The 16,933-nt window shown below is 67.1% G+C and carries 18 protein-coding genes; 5 read left to right on the top strand and 13 right to left on the bottom strand.

Going from position 1 to position 16,933, the window contains the following annotated elements:
* Positions 1–74: 74 nt before the first annotated feature.
* Positions 75–509: a hypothetical protein gene (locus AC07NC_RS04185; protein ID WP_008259387.1), complete on the top strand. Its 435-nt coding sequence runs from the start codon at positions 75–77 to the stop codon at positions 507–509.
* Here AC07NC_RS04185 and AC07NC_RS04180 read toward each other — a convergent pair.
* From AC07NC_RS04180 to AC07NC_RS04150, 7 genes are all read right to left on the bottom strand, one after another.
* Positions 506–1,456, bottom strand: a complete 951-nt coding sequence (locus AC07NC_RS04180) for a hypothetical protein (protein WP_008261057.1) — start codon at positions 1,454–1,456, stop codon at positions 506–508. The two genes, AC07NC_RS04185 and AC07NC_RS04180, sit on opposite strands and share 4 nt — an antisense overlap.
* On the bottom strand, positions 1,453–3,879 hold the full coding sequence (locus AC07NC_RS04175; RefSeq protein WP_494568680.1) for a fimbria/pilus outer membrane usher protein: 2,427 nt from the start codon (positions 3,877–3,879) through the stop codon (positions 1,453–1,455). The genes AC07NC_RS04180 and AC07NC_RS04175 overlap by 4 nt, the downstream gene beginning before the upstream one ends.
* A 4-nt stretch (positions 3,880–3,883) precedes the next feature.
* Positions 3,884–4,651 carry a fimbrial biogenesis chaperone gene (locus tag AC07NC_RS04170; protein WP_008260166.1) on the bottom strand — a complete coding sequence of 256 codons (768 nt, stop codon included), beginning with the start codon at positions 4,649–4,651 and terminating at the stop codon, positions 3,884–3,886.
* A 105-nt stretch (positions 4,652–4,756) separates the two neighbouring features.
* Positions 4,757–5,377, bottom strand: coding sequence for a hypothetical protein (locus AC07NC_RS04165; protein WP_008263118.1), 621 nt, complete (start codon positions 5,375–5,377; stop codon positions 4,757–4,759).
* Between the two features lie 148 nt (positions 5,378–5,525).
* Positions 5,526–6,116 (bottom strand): hypothetical protein, encoded by a 591-nt coding sequence (locus tag AC07NC_RS04160; RefSeq protein WP_494568679.1) that lies wholly within the window; start codon positions 6,114–6,116, stop codon positions 5,526–5,528.
* 171 nt (positions 6,117–6,287) lie between these two features.
* Complete coding sequence (locus AC07NC_RS04155) at positions 6,288–7,658, bottom strand: MFS transporter (protein ID WP_494568678.1); 1,371 nt, start codon at positions 7,656–7,658, stop codon at positions 6,288–6,290.
* A gap of 148 nt (positions 7,659–7,806) precedes the next feature.
* Positions 7,807–8,679 (bottom strand): NAD(P)H-hydrate dehydratase, encoded by an 873-nt coding sequence (locus AC07NC_RS04150; protein ID WP_494568677.1) that lies wholly within the window; start codon positions 8,677–8,679, stop codon positions 7,807–7,809.
* Positions 8,680–8,793: 114 nt separating this feature from the next.
* Between AC07NC_RS04150 and AC07NC_RS04145 the strand changes: the two genes are divergently transcribed.
* The 3 genes from AC07NC_RS04145 (at position 8,794) to AC07NC_RS04135 (ending at position 11,652) form a co-directional block, all read left to right on the top strand.
* The gene (locus tag AC07NC_RS04145; RefSeq protein WP_008261682.1) at positions 8,794–9,132 is read left to right on the top strand and encodes a P-II family nitrogen regulator; all 339 of its coding nucleotides are present in this window, start codon (positions 8,794–8,796) and stop codon (positions 9,130–9,132) included.
* An 89-nt stretch (positions 9,133–9,221) separates the two neighbouring features.
* A complete protein-coding gene (glnA, locus tag AC07NC_RS04140; RefSeq protein WP_008258959.1) occupies positions 9,222–10,628 on the top strand; it encodes a type I glutamate--ammonia ligase in 1,407 nt (468 codons plus the stop codon).
* 169 nt (positions 10,629–10,797) lie between these two features.
* Positions 10,798–11,652 carry a DUF6065 family protein gene (locus AC07NC_RS04135; protein ID WP_035308514.1) on the top strand — a complete coding sequence of 285 codons (855 nt, stop codon included), beginning with the start codon at positions 10,798–10,800 and terminating at the stop codon, positions 11,650–11,652.
* A gap of 11 nt (positions 11,653–11,663) precedes the next feature.
* On the opposite strand, the gene tatC is transcribed toward AC07NC_RS04135, so the two are convergent.
* From tatC to AC07NC_RS04120, 3 genes are read right to left on the bottom strand one after another with little or no spacing between them, the layout of a single operon-like run.
* Positions 11,664–12,557, bottom strand: coding sequence for a twin-arginine translocase subunit TatC (tatC, locus tag AC07NC_RS04130; protein ID WP_292148489.1), 894 nt, complete (start codon positions 12,555–12,557; stop codon positions 11,664–11,666).
* Positions 12,554–13,147 (bottom strand): Sec-independent protein translocase protein TatB, encoded by a 594-nt coding sequence (tatB, locus tag AC07NC_RS04125; RefSeq protein ID WP_494568676.1) that lies wholly within the window; start codon positions 13,145–13,147, stop codon positions 12,554–12,556. Before tatB ends, tatC begins: the two co-directional genes overlap by 4 nt.
* Before the next feature lie 23 nt (positions 13,148–13,170).
* Positions 13,171–13,389, bottom strand: a complete 219-nt coding sequence (locus tag AC07NC_RS04120) for a twin-arginine translocase TatA/TatE family subunit (RefSeq protein ID WP_035308509.1) — start codon at positions 13,387–13,389, stop codon at positions 13,171–13,173.
* A gap of 107 nt (positions 13,390–13,496) precedes the next feature.
* Here AC07NC_RS04120 and rnhA point away from each other — a divergent pair, with 107 nt between their 5' ends.
* Positions 13,497–13,949 carry a ribonuclease HI gene (gene rnhA, locus AC07NC_RS04115; RefSeq protein WP_008263255.1) on the top strand — a complete coding sequence of 151 codons (453 nt, stop codon included), beginning with the start codon at positions 13,497–13,499 and terminating at the stop codon, positions 13,947–13,949.
* On the opposite strand, the gene AC07NC_RS04110 is transcribed toward rnhA, so the two are convergent.
* From AC07NC_RS04110 to AC07NC_RS04100, 3 genes are read right to left on the bottom strand one after another with little or no spacing between them, the layout of a single operon-like run.
* The gene (locus AC07NC_RS04110) at positions 13,946–15,355 is read right to left on the bottom strand and encodes an MFS transporter (protein WP_035308506.1); all 1,410 of its coding nucleotides are present in this window, start codon (positions 15,353–15,355) and stop codon (positions 13,946–13,948) included. The genes rnhA and AC07NC_RS04110 overlap by 4 nt on opposite strands.
* A gap of 43 nt (positions 15,356–15,398) precedes the next feature.
* Positions 15,399–15,872: an NfeD family protein gene (locus AC07NC_RS04105; RefSeq protein WP_494568675.1), complete on the bottom strand. Its 474-nt coding sequence runs from the start codon at positions 15,870–15,872 to the stop codon at positions 15,399–15,401.
* Between the two features lie 16 nt (positions 15,873–15,888).
* Positions 15,889–16,866: an SPFH domain-containing protein gene (locus tag AC07NC_RS04100; protein ID WP_494568674.1), complete on the bottom strand. Its 978-nt coding sequence runs from the start codon at positions 16,864–16,866 to the stop codon at positions 15,889–15,891.
* Positions 16,867–16,933: the final 67 nt, after the last annotated feature.

Genomic DNA, 16,933 nt, shown 5'->3' with positions numbered 1-16,933 from the left:
GTTGACCACGCCGGTTAAAGTGACTTTCAGGCGGAGCGGATAAATGTGAAGCCTCGCTCCTGGAAGGACGCCTGATGGTTTCGCGCTCTGACATTCTGAAAACGGCCACGCTTGCAGCGGCCGTCTCCCTGCTGGGCGTCGCCCCTGCCCTCGCCGGCGGGGTTTCGATCGGCATTCGAGCGACAGCTCGAACCATCTGCCGGGTCGAGGTAGGCGCGGCCGTCATCCCCGCCTTCGAAACCGGCGAAACCGGCCTGGGCCGAATGACCGAGCTCTGCAACAACGTCGAGGGTTATCGCCTGATCCTCAACCATCCCGCCGGCTTGGTCGACGCCTTCGCCGTGGTCGACGGCCAGCGTGTGCCGCTCTCCTCGACGGCCACCCAGACGGTCATCATCGACAGCAATCAGCCGGCGTTCCGCCAGCGAGACCTCGGCATCATCCTGTCGTCGCCTCAGGACGCCATGAGCCTGAGCCTCCGGGCCGAAGCCAAGGGCATGATCTTCTAGATCGAACAGCCGGCGCCGGGCGACAACCCGAGCCGCGGAGAAAAGGTCAGGGTCACAACGTCGCTGTAGGCGCCGGCGGGCTGGGCGGACACGTCCTCGCCGCTGACCGTGACCTGCAGCGGATGGCTGCGGCCAGAGGGCGCCGGCGTGCGGTCGCACACCAGAGCCGCCCCCGCCTCGACCGGAATTCCGCCCAGACGCATCGAATAGCGAAGGCCGGCGGCATCCGCGTCGCCACGACGCAGCACACCCCATTTCGACGACACGCTCAACTCGTAGGGCGAGGTCGACTGCGCGGTCACGACCACGGTTCCGCTGGAGGACTGATCGGGATTCAGGACGCCCAGGTCGATCTCGCCCCGTCGCATGCCTGCGGATCCGATAAAGGCCGAAATCATGTCCGGCGTCTCCAGGTCCAGCGCGACCCGGCCGGCCTGCTGAATCTCCGCCGCGTCGAGCCGCTCCTCGCCCGAGTAGCAGACGTAACGAACCTCGAGCGGTTCGTAATAGTCTCCCGATCCCACAGACTGGCCGGCCGGCGCCATCAGCCGGAAACTCTCGTTGACGACGTCGCCCGCAGGCCCGGCCTTGAAACTGACCACGGCGCCATTGGTCGCATTGGGCTGTTCTGCGCCGCTGAAAAACACCGGCCGGGAAGAGTCACGCGCCCACTCGACATCGTAGCCCTGTGGCCCGCCCGCCCCGAACTGCGAACGACCGCCCCGGGGGTCAGGGTCGACCAGGATGAAGCGGACGGCCGTCACGGAGGGATCGGTCCGGCTGACCCGGATGTTGAATGCATGATTGATCGGCGCACCCGAGAACGGATCGTAGCGAACGGACAGGCCCGTTCCCTGCGACTCGAACCCTGCGCATCCGGCCTGTGCGGCGGCGGGCGCGAACATCAGGGCGAGCGCGGCAAGACCGGTCGGCAAAACGATCTTCATGGACGGGGCTCCGGTGTGATGACGCCCAGACGGACCAGGCCGTCCGCGCCAGCGGGAATGACGATCATATAGGTCTGCGCGCCGTCGATCCCGGCCTCGATCCGCCAACGGCCCGGCCGAAGGCCCTGAACGGCGAAGCGGCCGGAGTTGTTCGTGAACATCCGCACGCCGGGTTGATCCGGTCGCGCCATCTCATAGGCCGTGCCGACCAGGAGCTTCAGCGGCGCGCCGTCCGCCTGGACAAGCTGGCCGGTGGCCGAGACCGAATAGTCCGAACCGACGGTGATCAGATAGCCGGAACGATACGGCGGCAGCAGTTGCACCGAGCCGGCGCCGATGTCGTAGCCGGTGGGCGCATCCGGCACGTCGAACGTCACCGTGCGCGGCGAATAGGCGCTGAGTTCAGGCGTCACGGCCCCGCCCAGCCGACCGGACCGCGCGGTGTAGTTCCCCTCGCGGGGCTCCACATAGACTTGGGAATCGTTCAGGCTGGCGTGCGGCGCGAACAGGGCGAAACTGTCGTAGATCGGACGCGACACGGCCATCTTGCCGTCCGCATAGACCAGCGCGCCCCCGGCCCGGAATGAAGTCCGCTGATCCGAGATTTCGCCGCTGTCGGCGTTGAACGATGTCAGATGAGACCCGCCGATTTCGGCGCGATTCAGCAGGGCTGTGAACGACCCGTTGACCCCGGCCGCGTCTTCGGACGTGTCCAGGTTCGCCGCCGCGCTCCAGGAGCCGACGCCCCGTCCGCGCGATGTCTGGTACCCGACACGCGCCCGATTGCGGCGACTGTCGACCTCCGCCGTCGCGCTGGCGTAGGAGCCCATGCGATAGGTGAGGCCAAACCGGATGCCGGTCTCGGTGCGGTTCTGACGCTTCTCGAAATTCGCCTCGGCGTTGAACAGCAGCCGGCCGCTGGCGCGCCAGCCGTAGCTTGCGCGGGCCGACGCCTGGTCTTCTCGTGCGCCCCGCCCCACCGAATAGAAGACGTCCGCCGACACATACTGGGTCGTGCCGATCGACTGCGAATAGGTGACCCCGGCCTCATAGGCGAAGGGATTGTCCGCCAGTTCGACGCCGGGCGTGGCGAAGGATTCGCTGATGGTTTGGACCGTGGCGTTCAAGGAACGGGCGCTGCTTCGGTCGGCGCCGAAGACGCGTTCGAAGCTGAGGTTCAACGCATAGCCTTCGCCGATATCGGCGATGGACGATCCAGCCAGATTCATGCCGATCGTGCCGATCGGCGCCGCCCAGACGATTTCACCGCCCACCACGCCGCCGCGTGCGCTGGCCTGGAAGTTGGCGCCCGCCGTCAGATCGTCGGTCAGGCCGCGCCGATAGAAGCCCGACCCGGCCGCGTCCCCCGAGTATTTCCGGCCGCCCTGGTCGAAGTCGGTTCGCGTGCCCGCGTAGAAGCCGAATTCCGTCAAGCCGGCCGCAAGCAGGCTTCGGTCGAAGAAGATGGAGAAGGAGAAGACGCTCTCGACGCCCGCATCGTCGCGGATCACCAGCCGCACGTCATTGCCGCCCTGGGCGAAGGGAAAGTCGCTGACGTCGTAGGAGCCGGGGTTCAGCCGCGTCTGCTGAACCGAGCGGCCGTTTATGAACACCTCCACCGTCGAAGGCCGTACCAGGGTGAAGGACCGTTGGCCCCTCGGCTGGATGTTCCGTTGGGGATCGAGATCGGCGTAGACCCGCTCCAGCGACAGGCCCGCGATAGGGCTGGCCCCCGAAAAACCCCGCGCCTGGGGTCTCAGATCACCGGCCGTCCAGCGCCCGGTGCGTGCGACGTCGTCGTAGACCAGACGCGTACCCTCGCGGATGAACGAATCCTCCAGTGTCGCTTCGTTCTCGAGGACGACCCCCCGGAATCGGACCGCGCTGTCGATCAGCAGGCTGGGCGTGCCGAAGCCGGTGTCTTCGCCCACATGTACATAGTCGGTGGTCAGATAGGTGGTCACATAGGCCGAAAGGTTTGCGGGCTTGGCCACGGGCCCGCGAAACTGTTCACGTCCCCCGGAAATGCTCAGGCTGGTTCTGGGCCGCACATCAGGGCTGATCGCCAGCGTCAGACCGAAGGTGGCCGGATCATAGGCGATCGGAAAGCCGAGGTCCGTCAGTTCGACGGTCGAGACCCGCTGCCGGCCCGCCAGGGCGCTGGCCAGCGCCTGCCAGGAGGCCGGCGAAATCACGGGCTGAAGCAGGTCCAGAAGCGGATCGACGTCCACCTGGATACGCGCGTCGGCGGTCAGCAGGTAAGAAATCTCGCCCAGGATGAAGGGGCCGTCCTTCAGCGGTCCGCCGAGGTAGACGTCGCGGCCGGAAGGGTTCAGCGCCGGCGACGGGGGTGCGGTCTGCATCACCTCGAACGCCGCCTCTGATGCGGCGGAATAATAGGAAGGCGGTTGAGCGTCGATCACACGATCACCGATCCTGAACCGGCGTCAGTTCGACCGTCACAGCGCCATTGGGTTGCGGCAGGCGAATATTGATCGGCAGCCGGCGCGTGGCGCCCGAAGGCACCAGGCCCAGGCCCATCAGCTGCTGCAGTTGCTCGGGCTCCCAGGATTCGCGCAGGATTTCGTCGCCATTCGGCGCGCGCTGCACCAGGGTCAGACGGTTCTTGCCGACATAGCCGTAGGTGTTGCCGGAGTTGCTGACCATAAGCACAGGGCGGCCGACGCCGTCCTCGCCCGTCTCGATCGCCACCGATTGGACCGCGAGGGCGGACACGGCTCCGGGCGCGCCGACGCTGACCAGAACCTTGAAATTATACAGCACCTGAATCGCGTTCTGGTTTTCAGGCAGCACGACAGGCAACTGGGCGACCGTGACGAAGAAGTGCTGGCTTGCTTGGATCTCGGGGTCGCCGACCCACTGAATCCGGAACGCCTGGGACTGGCCCGGCTCCACGGTGGCCTGGGCCGGGAAGACCAGAAGGTCTTCGGCCTCGACATCGGTTTCGCGCAATTCGCCGTCGACGACGTCCAACCGGCGGGCGGTCAGTTCGACCGGAACTGTGGTGGAAAAAGTATTCTGGAGCGTCAGCACCGTCGAGGTGCGCCGGCCAGAAGACAGGAGATCGATGATCACCGGCTGAACATTCAACGCCGTGGCGGGAATGCCCGAGGCCAGCAAGGCCGCAGCAGTTAGAAGGACTCCGACGAGGCGTCGGGCGGCGGCGGGCATCATGGGAAACTACCTGGTGGATCCAAAGGGGGGTCGGACCGGCCCTGTGCGGGGGGACCGGTCCGACGGACGCCGACGCCCAGTGGGAACGTCGGCGCTTATTGGGGCTTAGGCGCCCGGAGCAACGGTCACATTGACCGAGCCGGTGTAGGCGCCAGCGGCCAGCCTACGGTCGGTGTTGGAACCCCAGTTGGTCGCGATGTCGCTCGAACCGCCCGACGTCGCCACAGCGCCGCCGTTCGACGCCGCTTGGGCGAAACGAACGTGGGTGTTGCTGTCGCTCAGGCTGACGTGGCCGCCGAAGCGCTGGGCCACGTTCGAGGCGCCGGCGGTGCTGGTGGTGTCCAGGGCCAGGCCGTTGATCGTGGTGTCCAGGTTGTAGCGGATGAACTGGGCGAAGCCGCCCTCGGTCAGGCCGTTGCCGGTGGCGCCGGTGCGGGCCAGAACGGCGCGGTCGACGGTGACCGAATTGTTCACGCCGTTGCAGAAGGCGATGATGCGGGCGCCGTTCAGGGCGTCTGCGATTTCAGTGGTCACGCCGCTGCGGACCTTGGCTTCCGAGTCGGTCAGGTCGCCGGCCAGGGTCACGGTGGTGGCTTGAGCCGAGACGCCGCACTTGGCGGCGACCGAGGCGTTGATCGCGACGGATTGGCTGTCTTGAGCCGAGGCGGCGCCGGCGGCGGTCAGGGCGAGAGCAGCGGCCGAGGCCGCGAAAACGATACGCTTCATAGGGTAGTCTCCGTCTTGGATTGAGCGCCGGAGAAGCCCGGCGTGTTTTCGAGCGGGCGGAAGGCCCGTCGAGGGCTCCGTCGCCCGCGATATGCGGTCGACGAATTCGGTAGGGCGCGATGCGCCGATCCGGCCGAGGGCGTGCGCATCAGGCGCGCGCTCCGACGACCAGAGTGATGGTGTCGCTGTAGTCGCCCGCGGCGAGGCGCTGGTTCAGCGTGGTCTGGTCCGGCCAGTCTATGGTCAGGGTCACGCCGCCCGGCGCCGCGATGCCTGAGCCAGAGCCCAGGCCCCTGCCCGGCTGGTCCGACGCGAAATCACAGTTTCCACCGGCCACGATCTGGTCGGACAGGCAGCGACCGCTGCGCACGTCGCCTTCGCTGGTTTCGAGCGTCAGCCGTACGCCATAGCTCTTGTCGAAGGCGTATCCCGACCCGTCGGGTGCGCCGGTGGTGTTGACCAGACGGCCCTTTTCGCCCCGAACGCCGACGGCGAAAGGCGTGTTGCAGTCGAGCGGCAGAGAGACGCTGAAGGTCTGGGCCGTCTCAAGATCCGGGGTGACGCCGCGCAGAGGCGTCGGCGCAATCCGGCTGAAACCACACCGACCTGGAATGACGGCTGAGACGGTGATGTCGACGCCGGCGTCCTGCGCGGCGGCAGGCGCTGCGGATGCGAGGACGGCGAGGATCGCCAGACCCAGGGCGGCGCCACCGGCTGGGTGTCGCGCACGGCGGCGCATCCACGTCGGCTCACCGCCGACATTCGCGTGCTGGATAGCGTGCAATGCCCGTCCCCCCGCGGCGCCCTGGGTTCGGGCGTCTCGCTGACCGGACAGTTGCAGTTAAGAAAACATTAAGCGTCGCCAGATTTGGGTATATCGCTGTGGACGATATATTTTTCTTCAGCGTTTTTATGTATTTCGCCTGATTGGGGAATTAAACGCCACCGGCATGCGAGGGAGCTCAGACCCGAAACCAGGGGCATTTAGGCCGGAAATCCAGCGCCGGCCTTGCCAGAGCGCCAGGGGAATCACGACCGCGGCTACAACCATGACGACACACGCCAGGCTGGTTGCGAGACCAAACCGCGTATCGATATTCCGGTCGCTGACCACGCCGGTGACCCATGGCCCCAGTCCGACGCCGACGACGGACACGGCGGCCAGTAAGATGGCGTTCACCCCGCTGCGGATCGGATCAGGCGTCAGCGGCTGCAATCCGATCAGCGCGGACGCGGCGGCCATGCCGCTGCTCGCGACCAGCAGACTCAAGCATGCAAGCGTCATCGGCAGCCAGGTCGTGGTCATCAATCCGAAGGCGGCGAGCACCGAAACGGCCAAGGCGCCTGCTATGACCGGCGCCGGTCCCGACGCCTTCATGCGTTCGAGCCCCAACAGCCATCCGGCCGTCAAATGGCCCGCAGGAGCCGCGACCAGCACCACGCCGCCGATCGCGATCGCGGCGTGACCGCTGCTGAGTTCATGCGCGCGCGCAAGGATGGACGGCATCCAGGCGCCCGCCGCCTGAATCGACAGCACGCACCCGGCGCTTGCCCCCATAAGCCCGAACACCGCTCGTCCGTCCCCGGCGAGCCAGCTGACGGCCGTGCGCAGGCCCCGCGTCGGTTCCGCCGAAACCATCCGACGCCCTCGCGCCTTCCAGAGAAGGCCGCCGATCAGGCCGAGGTTGAGCAGGATCGGAATCAGGGAGGCCGAGCGCCAGGGTGAAAGGCCCGCCACGGTCTGCCCTCCGACCAGCAACAGAATTGCGCCCACCAGAAAGAAGCTGCCGCTTCGTCCGGCGGCCGACCCGCTTGTGAACATGGAAACGGCGCGCGCCCGCCCCATGCCGACGCTCGACGACCCAAGGATCATAAGAGCGGCAGGTGCAAAGGCGGCCTGGCCGACCCCCAGCACCATCCGCGCCGCCATCAGGGCTTCATAACTCGAGGCCAGAGCGAAGGCCGCGCCGCCGACCGTCCAGACGGCCACGCAAAGCGCCATCAGCCGGAAGGGCTCGATCCGCCGCCCCCAGTGCCCCGCCGCCAGCATGGCCCCCGCATAGGTCAGGGCGAAGGCCGGGCCCTGCAGAGCGCCGATCTGGCGGTCCGTCAGGTCGAACTCGCCCTTCAGCGCTCCAGCGACGACAGACGGCACAGCGCGATCCACAAAGGCCGCGAACTGCACAGACGCCAGAAGCAACACTGTGCCCAGCCCGACCTTCGACGACGCAGCGAGCGCCGACTGGCCGGGCCGCAGGACCGCCCCAGAGCCAAAACTCATATGGAATACAGACCCTTTTCACCTCACGGGGTCTGCAATAGGCGCTGCAGGCGTCTTCCGATAGTCCCGTTTTGAAACAGACCGCAATCCAGGCCTGGCGGTCGCGCAGGCTCCAGATGCGCGTTCCACAATGGGATCGCAGGGGTCTTCAGAATTCGTCAGGGGCAGGACGTCCGCGACGCCCTCCCCCTTGGCGATCAGCCATCCACAACGCCCTGAGCGAGACCGGCGAGGTCTCGCTCAGGTCCTCGGCGATCAGGCCTGGTCCGAATCGGTCGGCGGCGTCGGCGTGGATCCACACGGCGGCGCAGGCGGCGTCGAAACTGTCCATGCGCTGGGCCATCAGACCGCCGATCATCCCGGACAGGACATCGCCGGTTCCCGCGGTGGCCAGCCAGGGCGACCCGTTGCGATTGATGCGGAGACGACCGTCCGGGGCGGCGATGACGGTCTCGGCGCCCTTCAGCACCACGACGGCCTGGGCGCGCTCCGCCGCCTCGGCTGCGGCGGCCACTCGCCCCCTGTGAAGCAGACCCGGGAAGAGGCGTTCGAACTCCCCCTCGTGCGGGGTGAGAACATCATCGCGGTCCAGCAGGGCGAACAGTTCGGCGCTGCGCCCCTTGAACACCGACAGACCGTCGGCGTCGATCACCAGGGCGGCGCCGCTGGACGCCAGGGCCTGGATATTGGCCACGGTCGCCTCGTCCAGACCCGCCGCCGGGCCCACCACGACCGCGTCCATCTCCTCGACCTCGCGCGCCAGCGCCTCGGCCGAGACGAAGGGCGTCAGCATGACGGCCTCGATCGCCGGGGCGATCACAGCGACCGCGTCGGGGGGGCAGTAGATACGCACCACCCCGGCCCCGATCCGCAGTCCGGCCCGCGCCGCCAGCCGCGCCGCCCCGGTCTGGTGCGCCCGACCCGAGACGACCCCAAGGCGCCCCCGCGCATGCTTGTGCGTTTCCGCGCCCGGCCACGGAAGAAAATTGCGCCAGATCGCCGGGTCGTTGGTTTCTATCATCCGGGCTCCGAATATCCGTGACTTTTCTGCGAAAACCGCTTGCTTTGAACGGCCTTGATGTGTCCCATTCCCGCCCGAGCGCCGCTGCATTCCGCACGCCGCTCAGGGGTCGCCATGAAGAAGATTGAAGCCATCATCAAGCCTTTCAAGCTGGATGACGTCAAAGAGGCGCTCCAGGACGTCGGCGTGCAAGGCATGACCGTGTTGGAGGCCAAGGGATATGGCCGCCAGAAGGGTCATTCGGAGCTGTATCGCGGCGCCGAATACGTCATCGACTTCCTGCCCAAGATCAAGATCGAGGTGGTCGTCGCCGACGATCTCGCCCCTGCGGTCGTCGAGGCCATTCAGACCTCGGCCCGCACTGGCAAGATCGGCGACGGCAAGATTTTCGTGTCCGACGTCGCCGAGGTGATCCGTATCCGCACCGGCGAGACCGGGGCCCAGGCCGTCTGAGTTCGCGTACCCCTCCTCCGGCGGCCGGCGCGTCCATGCGCTGATCGATCGGTTCCTCCCCAACGACCAAGAAAACAGGACTTCCGAGAATGAGCGCCAGCAAGATCCTCAAGGAGATCAAGGAGAAGGACGTCAAATACGTCGACGTTCGCTTCACCGACACCCGCGGCAAGCTGCAGCACGTCACCTTCGACATCGACCTGGTCGATGAGGACTTCCTGAACGAAGGCACGATGTTCGACGGCTCGTCCATCGCCGGCTGGAAGGCCATCAACGAGTCCGACATGCTGCTGAAGCCGGACCTGACCACGGCCTATATCGACCCGTTCTACCAGCAGACCACGATGTTCCTGTTCTGCGACGTGCTGAACCCGGACACCGGCGAACCCTACAACCGCGACAGCCGCTCGATGGCCAAGAAGGCCCTGTCCTATGTCCAGTCCTCGGGCGTGGGCGACATGGTCTATTTCGGCCCGGAAGCCGAGTTCTTCATCTTCGACGACGTGCGCTGGTCGACCCAGCCGCACAACACCTCCTATTCGTATGATTCGACCGAGCTGCCGGCCAACACCGGCGCCGAATACACCGAGGGCAACATGGGCCACCGCCCTGGACCCAAGGGCGGCTATTTCCCGGTCAACCCGGTCGACTCCGGCCAGGACCTGCGCGGCGAAATGCTGGGCGTCATGCGCGACCTGGGCCTCCAGCCCGAGAAGCACCACCACGAGGTGGCCCCGGCCCAGCACGAACTGGGTCTGAAATTCTCGGACCTGCTGACCATGGCCGACCGGCTGCAGCTCTATAAGTACGTGATCCACAACGTCGCCGCCGCCTACGGCAAGTCGGCGACCTTCATGGCCAAGCCGATGTTCGCCGACAACGGCTCGGGCATGCACGTCCACATGTCGATCTGGAAGGACGGCAAGCCCCAGTTCGCCGGCGACAAATACGCCGGCCTATCGCAGGAATGCCTGTGGTACATCGGCGGCATCATCAAGCACGCCAAGGCCATCAACGCCTTCGCCAACTCGACCACCAACAGCTACAAGCGTCTGGTCCCCGGCTATGAAGCCCCGGTGAAACTGGCCTATTCCGCCCGCAACCGCTCGGCCTCGATCCGCATCCCGCACGTCTCCTCGCCGAAGGCCAAGCGTCTGGAAGCCCGCTTCCCTGACCCGATGGGCAACCCCTATCTGACCTTCGTCGCCCTGCTGATGGCGGGTCTGGACGGGATCGAGAACCGCATCGATCCGGGCGCGCCCGCCGACAAGAACCTGTACGACCTGCCGCCGGAAGAGCGCGGCTCGATCCCCGAGGTCTCCGGCTCGCTGCGCGAAGCCCTCGAGAACCTCGACAAGGACCGCGCCTTCCTGAAGAAGGGCGGCGTCATGGATGACGACTTCATCGACAGCTATATCGAGCTGAAGATGGAAGAGGTGATGCGCCTGCAACTGCACCCGCACCCCGTCGAATTCGACATGTACTACAGCTGCTGATCCCTTCAGCAGTCTGACTTCAGGAAAGCCCCGGACGGTCCGCCGTCCGGGGCTTTTCTTTTCCGTGCGTCACGCGGCCGGCCCAGACGCGACCGGCCCAGACGCGGCTGGCTTACACGCCGCCGGCGCCCATGCCATAAGGCCGCATCGGCGGCATACGAGGCTCGAAATGGTCAAGCGTCTCAAGGGGTCTGTTCCCGCGCGTCCCAAGGGCGCCCCGGTCCGCGCGGCCGAAACCGAACTGGTCTGCTATGTGCGCGAGGGCTGGGCCCCGCGCGTGGCGCCCGCCTCGCCCAGGCGCGACTGGATGACCGAAACGCCCGACAGTTTCGCCTATCGCTGCCTGCCCCTCGCCATCGCCAACACCCACGGCTGGGAGATGCTCAGCCCCTGCGGCTTCAAGGCCCGCTGGCATGGCGGCGTTGACGCCAGCTCGGTCGAGATCGTGCTCGATCCCGGCTCGGACCCGAAGCGGGGTCCGGTCTCCCTGTTCGGCAGCGGGACCCTGACCTTCCACGTCGACGGCATCATGCGCACCTCGGAAGGCTGGAACCTGTGGGTCGGCGGCCCGCCCAACGCCATGAAGGACGGCATCGCCCCGATGGGCGGGGTGATCGAGACGGACTGGTCGCCCTACACCTTCACCATGAACTGGCGCTTCACCCGCCCCGACGTCTGGATCCGGTTCGAGGAAAACGAGCCCTTCTGCTTCTTCTTCCCCACCCCGCGCGGCGTGCTGGACCGGCTGAAGCCGGAGCTGCGGCCGATGGAGGACCAGCCCGAGATGCTGCAGACCTTCGACGCCTGGCGAGCCTCGCGGCTGGCCTTCCAGGAGTGGGTCAAGAAGACCAAGCCCACGGCCCCCGCCGATCAATGGCAGAAACTCTACTATCGCGGACTGCATCCGGAGGGCCATGCCGGGCCGGCCGACCATGAGTCCAAGCTCAGACTGTCGCCCTTCCGCCAGACCGGCTCACGACGGGTCTGCCCCGTCGATCACGCGGACGGCAAGAAGAGGGGCTAGAGCGACGGGGCTCAGGCCGAGGCCAGCCCCTCCTCGTCATCCGCCTTCCTGCGGCGCAGTTCGATCAGCCGCACGCACCAGATCGAGACCTCGTAGAGGATGACCAGGGGCACGGCGAGCATCAGTTGGCTGATGGGGTCCGGCGGCGTCACCACGGCGGCGACCACCACTACGGCGACGATCGCATAGCGCCGCCCGGCCGCCATCGCCTTGGAACTGATCATGCCTGCGAGACCCAGTAGGGTCGTCACGACCGGCAGCTGGAAGCACAGGCCAAAAGCGAGCAGCAGCGAGGTCACCAGGCTCAGATAGTCCGAGATCTTCGTTGTCTGGGCCACGGAAATCCCGTCGCTGACCACCTGCTGACCCAGCGAGAACAGCATGACGAAGGGCAGCATGACATAATAGACCAACGCCCCGCCCAGGCAGAACATCACCGGCGCCGCGATCAGGAACGGCAGGAAGGCGCCCCGCTCGTTTCGGTACAGGCCCGGCGCCACGAACCGGTACATCTGCCAGGCGATGACCGGGAAGGTCAGGACCGCCGCGCCGAAGGCCGCGATCTTCATCTTGGTGAACAGCTGCTCCAGCGGCGCGGTGGCGATCAGCTGCACCACGGCGGCGCTGCCGGGCGGATAGGGGCGCAGGCCGGTCATGGTCGCGATCAGCTCCAGCGGGTTGGCGTGTCCGCCGGATGCCAGGGCCGCCGCATGAATGGCCGCCGCCGCCTGATAGGGTTTGATCAGGGCGATCTGGATCTGGTTGGCGAAGGCGAAACACAGGATGAAGCCCAGGCCGAAGGCGATCACGCAGATCAGCAACCGGCTGCGGAGCTCGATCAGGTGGTCCATCAGCGGCGCGCGCGACGCCTCGATCTCGGCCTCGTCACGATCGGAAAAAGTCAAAGCTCGACGGCCTTCTTGCGCGGGGTCCGGGGCTTGGCGGGCGTCTTGGTCGCGGGGATCGTGGCCGTGGACGCGGCCTTCGGCTTCGCCTTCGGTCGCGGCTTGGGCTTAGTCTCGGCCGTTGCCGATACGGCGGACTTGGCGGCGGTCTTCGCCGTCGCGCGCTTCGTCTTGGACTCAATCGTCGGCGTCGGCTCAACGAGCGGCGGGGTGTCCGGCCATTCGTCGGCTGCGGGGGTCATGATCGGCGCCTCGGCGGTCGGCGCCGGCAGGGCGGCCGGCGCGCCCGGCCCGGTCAGGCCGGCGTTGATGTCCTTGAAGGCCGCATCGGCGTCGGCGCCCAGGGGGTACATGGGCCCCTGCCCGCTCCGCAGCGCCTCGACCTCCTTGCGCAGGTCGTCCAGTTCGGACTGACGCGCCATCTCGTCGAAACTGGAGCGGAACTCGTTGGCCATGGCGCGCGCCTTGGCGACCATCTGGCCGACGCGACGCATCAGAACAGGCAGATCCTTTGGCCCCACCACAAGCAGGGCCACCAGGCCGATCACCACTAATTCGAAGCCCCCGATACCGGGGCCGAGCCCGCCCATGCGTCAGCCCTTACAGACGACGACTAGCGCTTCAGCTCTTCCTTTTCCGCCTCAGTGCGGGGCAGCGAGCTGACGCCGTCGTGCGGGCCGTCCTTCTTGTCGTCGTCCTTCAGGCCGTCCTTGAAGGCGCGGATGCCCTTGGCGGCGTCGCCCATGATGCCGGACAGCTTGCCGCGTCCACCGAACAGGACGGCGACGACGACAATGACGATGGCCCAGTGCCAGATGCTCATGGAGCCCATGGCTCGTTCTCCTCACGCGGACCGATCATCGATCCCGTCACTTATCTTCAGCGCATATAGGCGCAGTGATGGCCCCGCGCCAAGGGAGGCTGTAGGTCTTCGCGACCATGAGTCCCACCGATCACGTCATCATCCACACCGACGGCGCCTGCAAGGGCAATCCCGGCCCCGGCGGCTGGGGCGCCCTGCTCCAGACCGGGGGCGGCCACGAAAAGGAATTGTGGGGCGGCGAGCCCAACACGACCAACAACCGCATGGAGCTGATGGCCGCCATAATGGCGCTGGAGGCGCTGAAACGGCCGTGCAGGGTCGAGCTTCACACCGACAGCAAATACGTCATGCAGGGCATCACCGAATGGATGCGCGGCTGGAAGGCGCGCGGCTGGCTGACCGCCGACAAGAAGCCGGTCAAGAACGCCGACCTGTGGCAGCGTCTGGACGCCGCCCGGCTGAAGCACGACGTCAAATGGCGCTGGGTCAAGGGCCACGCCGGGCACGAACTGAACGAACGCGCCGACCAGCTGGCGAATCGCGGTGTCGCCGACCTCAGGCGCGTCTAGACCGCCTCGACTTCCTTTTCCGGCTCAACGATGCGGCGTCGGATGCGCGCTCCGCTCATCACCGCGCCGAACAGGGCCGCGACGGCGGCCAGCTCGAAGCCGTGACGCACGCCCGAGACCGGGGCCGCCGACAGCAGAAAGGCGACCACGACCGCCCCCATCGACTGGCCCAGCACCCGCGCCGTGCCCAGGGCGCCGCCCGCCGCCCCGGCCCGCTCACGCGGAGCCTCCGACAGCAGGGCGCGGTTGTTGGGCGACTGGAAGAAGCCGAACCCGGCCCCGCACAGGGCCATGCGCCAGATGATGTCGAACCGCGACGAATCCCCGTCGAGGAAGCTCAGCGCCATCAGACCGCAGGCGAACAGGCTCAAGCCGACGGCGCCCAATATCCCGGCCGAGTACCGGTCCGACAGCCACCCGGCCAGCGGGGCGGCGAACATGGTCGCCAGCGGCCAGGGCGTCATCAGCAGCCCCGTTTCCACTGCGCTGAGCCCCAGCGAGCCCTGCAGGAAGAACGGCAGGGAGATGAAGGCCATCATCTGGGCGGTGAAGGAGATGATGGAGGTGGCGACCGACAGGGCGAACATCGGCCGCGCCAGCAGGTCCAGCGGGATCAGCGGCGTCTTGCTGGGCCTCTCATGCCGCACCAGCAGCACCCCGGCCGCCAGCCCGAGCCCCGTCAGGCCGAAGCCCAGGATCGAAGCCTCGCCGTGGGCCAGGGCCTGCATCCCCGTGATGACGAGGCCGAAGGCCGCCGCGCTCAGCGCCGCCCCGGTCAGGTTCAGCCTGCGCTTCTGCAACGGGTTGTGCGGCAGGGTGAAGCCCGCCATCGACACCGCCAGAACCCCCAGCGGAATGTTTAGGGCGAACAGCCAGCGCCATTCGCCGAGGCTCAGCACGGCGCTGGCGATGGTCGGGCCGGCGGCGGCGGCCATGGAGACGATCACCGCATTGATCCCGACCGCCCGGCCCAGCATCCGCTGCGGATAGGTGAAGCGCACCAGGGCGCCGTTGACGCTCATGATCCCCGCCGCCCCGAACCCCTGCAGCACCCGCGCCAGGCTCAGGGTCAGGATCGAATCGGACAGGGCGCAGGCCAGGGAGGCCAGGGTGAAGACCGCCAGCCCCACCTGCGACACCCGACGATAGCCGACGATCTCGCCCAGCGACGCCAGCGGCAGAAGCGCGACGACGATGGCGATCTGATAGGCGTTGACGATCCAGATGGACGCGGCCTCCGACGCCTGCAGATCCCGGGCGATGGACGGAAGCGCGACATTGGCGATGGCGCCGTCCAGCACGGCGAGGGTGATGCCCAGGCCGATGGAGACGATGGCCCAGTAGCGCCTCGGAACCGGCAGTCCATCCTGGGCCGGGACGACGGAGGCGATACGGCTGTCTGACATCAGCGTCGAACGTCGTCCCACGGCAAAGGTTGCGCGGGACGGCTCAGGTCGCGGCGCGCACCGTCAGCAGCGAGCCGCTGACCCCGTGCACCACGACATCCTGCCCGACCTCGGGCTGCCCCGTTTCGGGTGCGGCCCCGTCGATGACGGCCGACCATTCGGCGCCGGAGACGAACACCCGGCCTCGACCGCCGACGAAGGCCTCCACCACCCGGGCGCGCTGGTCGATCAGACGACTGTTCCGGTCGTTGATGTCGACCCCGTCCGGATTGGCCTTCTGGATCAGGCGTCGCGACAACAGGGTGGCGATGACCGTCAGCACGGCGAAGACCGCCACTTCGCCGGGCAGGCCCAACCGCACCCCGACCGCCGTCATGACCGCCACCAGCCCGGCCGAAACCGCCGGCCACAACAGCCATTCGGTCGAGAACATCGACTCGACGGCCAGCAACAACACCCCGACGGCCAGCCAGATCCAGAACGGCTGGGCGGCGTACAGATCGGCGACGAGGGTCATGACCTGGGCTCCCGGATCAGGCGGTGGGCGGAACGGAGGGACGACGCGGGGCGGCGGCGGGCTTGACCGGGGTCGCCTGCTGCTGCCCCTTGGCCAGGTTCACCATCTCGCCGATGCCGGCGATGGTGCCGACCAGGGCCCCCATTTCGGCGGGCACGATGACGGTCCGCTGTTGCGGGCTGCGGGCCAGTTCGGCGAAGGCCTCGACGTATTTCTGCGCCACGAAATAGTTGATAGCGTTGACGTCGCCCCGGGCGATGGCTTCCGACACCATGGTGGTGGCGCGGGCCTCGGCCTCGGCTTCCCGCTCGCGCGCTTCGGCGTCGCGGAAGGCGGCCTCCTTGCGGCCTTCGGATTCCAGGATGGCCGCCTGTTTGGCGCCCTCGGCGCGGGTGATGGCCGCCTGTTTCTCGCCGTCCGCCTCGGTGACCACGGCGCGGCGCTCGCGCTCGGCCTTCATCTGGCGGGCCATGGCGTTGGTGACGTCAGTCGGCGGGGTCAGGTCCTTGATCTCGATCCGGTTGACCTTGACGCCCCAGGGCTCGGTCGCCGCGTCGATGACGTGCAGCAGGCGGGTGTTGATGCTGTCGCGCTGGCTCAGCACCTCGTCCAGCTCCATCGAGCCGACCACGGTGCGCAGATTGGTCATGCACAGCTGGGAAATGGCGTAGGGCAGATCATCGACCCGATAGGCGGCGCGGGCGGCGTCCATCACCTGGATGAAGACGATGCCGTCCACCCGGACCATGGCGTTGTCCTTGGTGATGACCTCCTGGGTCGGCACATCAAGAACCTGCTCCATCATGTTCATCCGCTTGCCGACCCGTTCCACGAACGGGGTCAGGAAGCCGATGCCGGGGCTCAGGGTCTTGGTGTATTTGCCGAACCGTTCGACCGTGAATTCACGACCTTGCGGCACGATCTTGATGACGCTGAACAGGAGCGCGATCGCGAGCAGCAGCAGAACGCCGGCGAAGATGGTGAGAACGTCCATGTGTATCCTCCGTATGCGAGGAGGTTACGCGCGGGACGCGAGCCGCGCCACCGAAACCGGACGACCT

Source organism: Brevundimonas sp. GW821-FHT10A07 (assembly GCF_059415785.1).
Note: the sequence above shows the minus strand (reverse complement) of the source record. Positions and strands in the feature narration are given on the sequence as shown.

What these genes read in the sequence shown, in the direction of transcription:
- AC07NC_RS04120 (WP_035308509.1), bottom strand. Translation starts at nt 13,389, where the DNA reads ATGGGCTCCATGAGCATCTGGCACTGGGCCATCGTCATTGTCGTCGTC.
- tatB (WP_494568676.1), bottom strand. Translation starts at nt 13,147, where the DNA reads ATGGGCGGGCTCGGCCCCGGTATCGGGGGCTTCGAATTAGTGGTGATC.
- AC07NC_RS04145 (WP_008261682.1), top strand. Translation starts at nt 8,794, where the DNA reads ATGAAGAAGATTGAAGCCATCATCAAGCCTTTCAAGCTGGATGACGTC.
- AC07NC_RS04155 (WP_494568678.1), bottom strand. Translation starts at nt 7,658, where the DNA reads ATGAGTTTTGGCTCTGGGGCGGTCCTGCGGCCCGGCCAGTCGGCGCTC.
- AC07NC_RS04105 (WP_494568675.1), bottom strand. Translation starts at nt 15,872, where the DNA reads ATGACCCTCGTCGCCGATCTGTACGCCGCCCAGCCGTTCTGGATCTGG.
- AC07NC_RS04110 (WP_035308506.1), bottom strand. Translation starts at nt 15,355, where the DNA reads ATGTCAGACAGCCGTATCGCCTCCGTCGTCCCGGCCCAGGATGGACTG.
- AC07NC_RS04170 (WP_008260166.1), bottom strand. Translation starts at nt 4,651, where the DNA reads ATGATGCCCGCCGCCGCCCGACGCCTCGTCGGAGTCCTTCTAACTGCT.
- AC07NC_RS04185 (WP_008259387.1), top strand. Translation starts at nt 75, where the DNA reads ATGGTTTCGCGCTCTGACATTCTGAAAACGGCCACGCTTGCAGCGGCC.
- AC07NC_RS04135 (WP_035308514.1), top strand. Translation starts at nt 10,798, where the DNA reads ATGGTCAAGCGTCTCAAGGGGTCTGTTCCCGCGCGTCCCAAGGGCGCC.
- AC07NC_RS04100 (WP_494568674.1), bottom strand. Translation starts at nt 16,866, where the DNA reads ATGGACGTTCTCACCATCTTCGCCGGCGTTCTGCTGCTGCTCGCGATC.
- glnA (WP_008258959.1), top strand. Translation starts at nt 9,222, where the DNA reads ATGAGCGCCAGCAAGATCCTCAAGGAGATCAAGGAGAAGGACGTCAAA.
- rnhA (WP_008263255.1), top strand. Translation starts at nt 13,497, where the DNA reads ATGAGTCCCACCGATCACGTCATCATCCACACCGACGGCGCCTGCAAG.
- AC07NC_RS04160 (WP_494568679.1), bottom strand. Translation starts at nt 6,116, where the DNA reads ATGCGCCGCCGTGCGCGACACCCAGCCGGTGGCGCCGCCCTGGGTCTG.
- AC07NC_RS04150 (WP_494568677.1), bottom strand. Translation starts at nt 8,679, where the DNA reads ATGATAGAAACCAACGACCCGGCGATCTGGCGCAATTTTCTTCCGTGG.
- AC07NC_RS04180 (WP_008261057.1), bottom strand. Translation starts at nt 1,456, where the DNA reads ATGAAGATCGTTTTGCCGACCGGTCTTGCCGCGCTCGCCCTGATGTTC.
- AC07NC_RS04165 (WP_008263118.1), bottom strand. Translation starts at nt 5,377, where the DNA reads ATGAAGCGTATCGTTTTCGCGGCCTCGGCCGCTGCTCTCGCCCTGACC.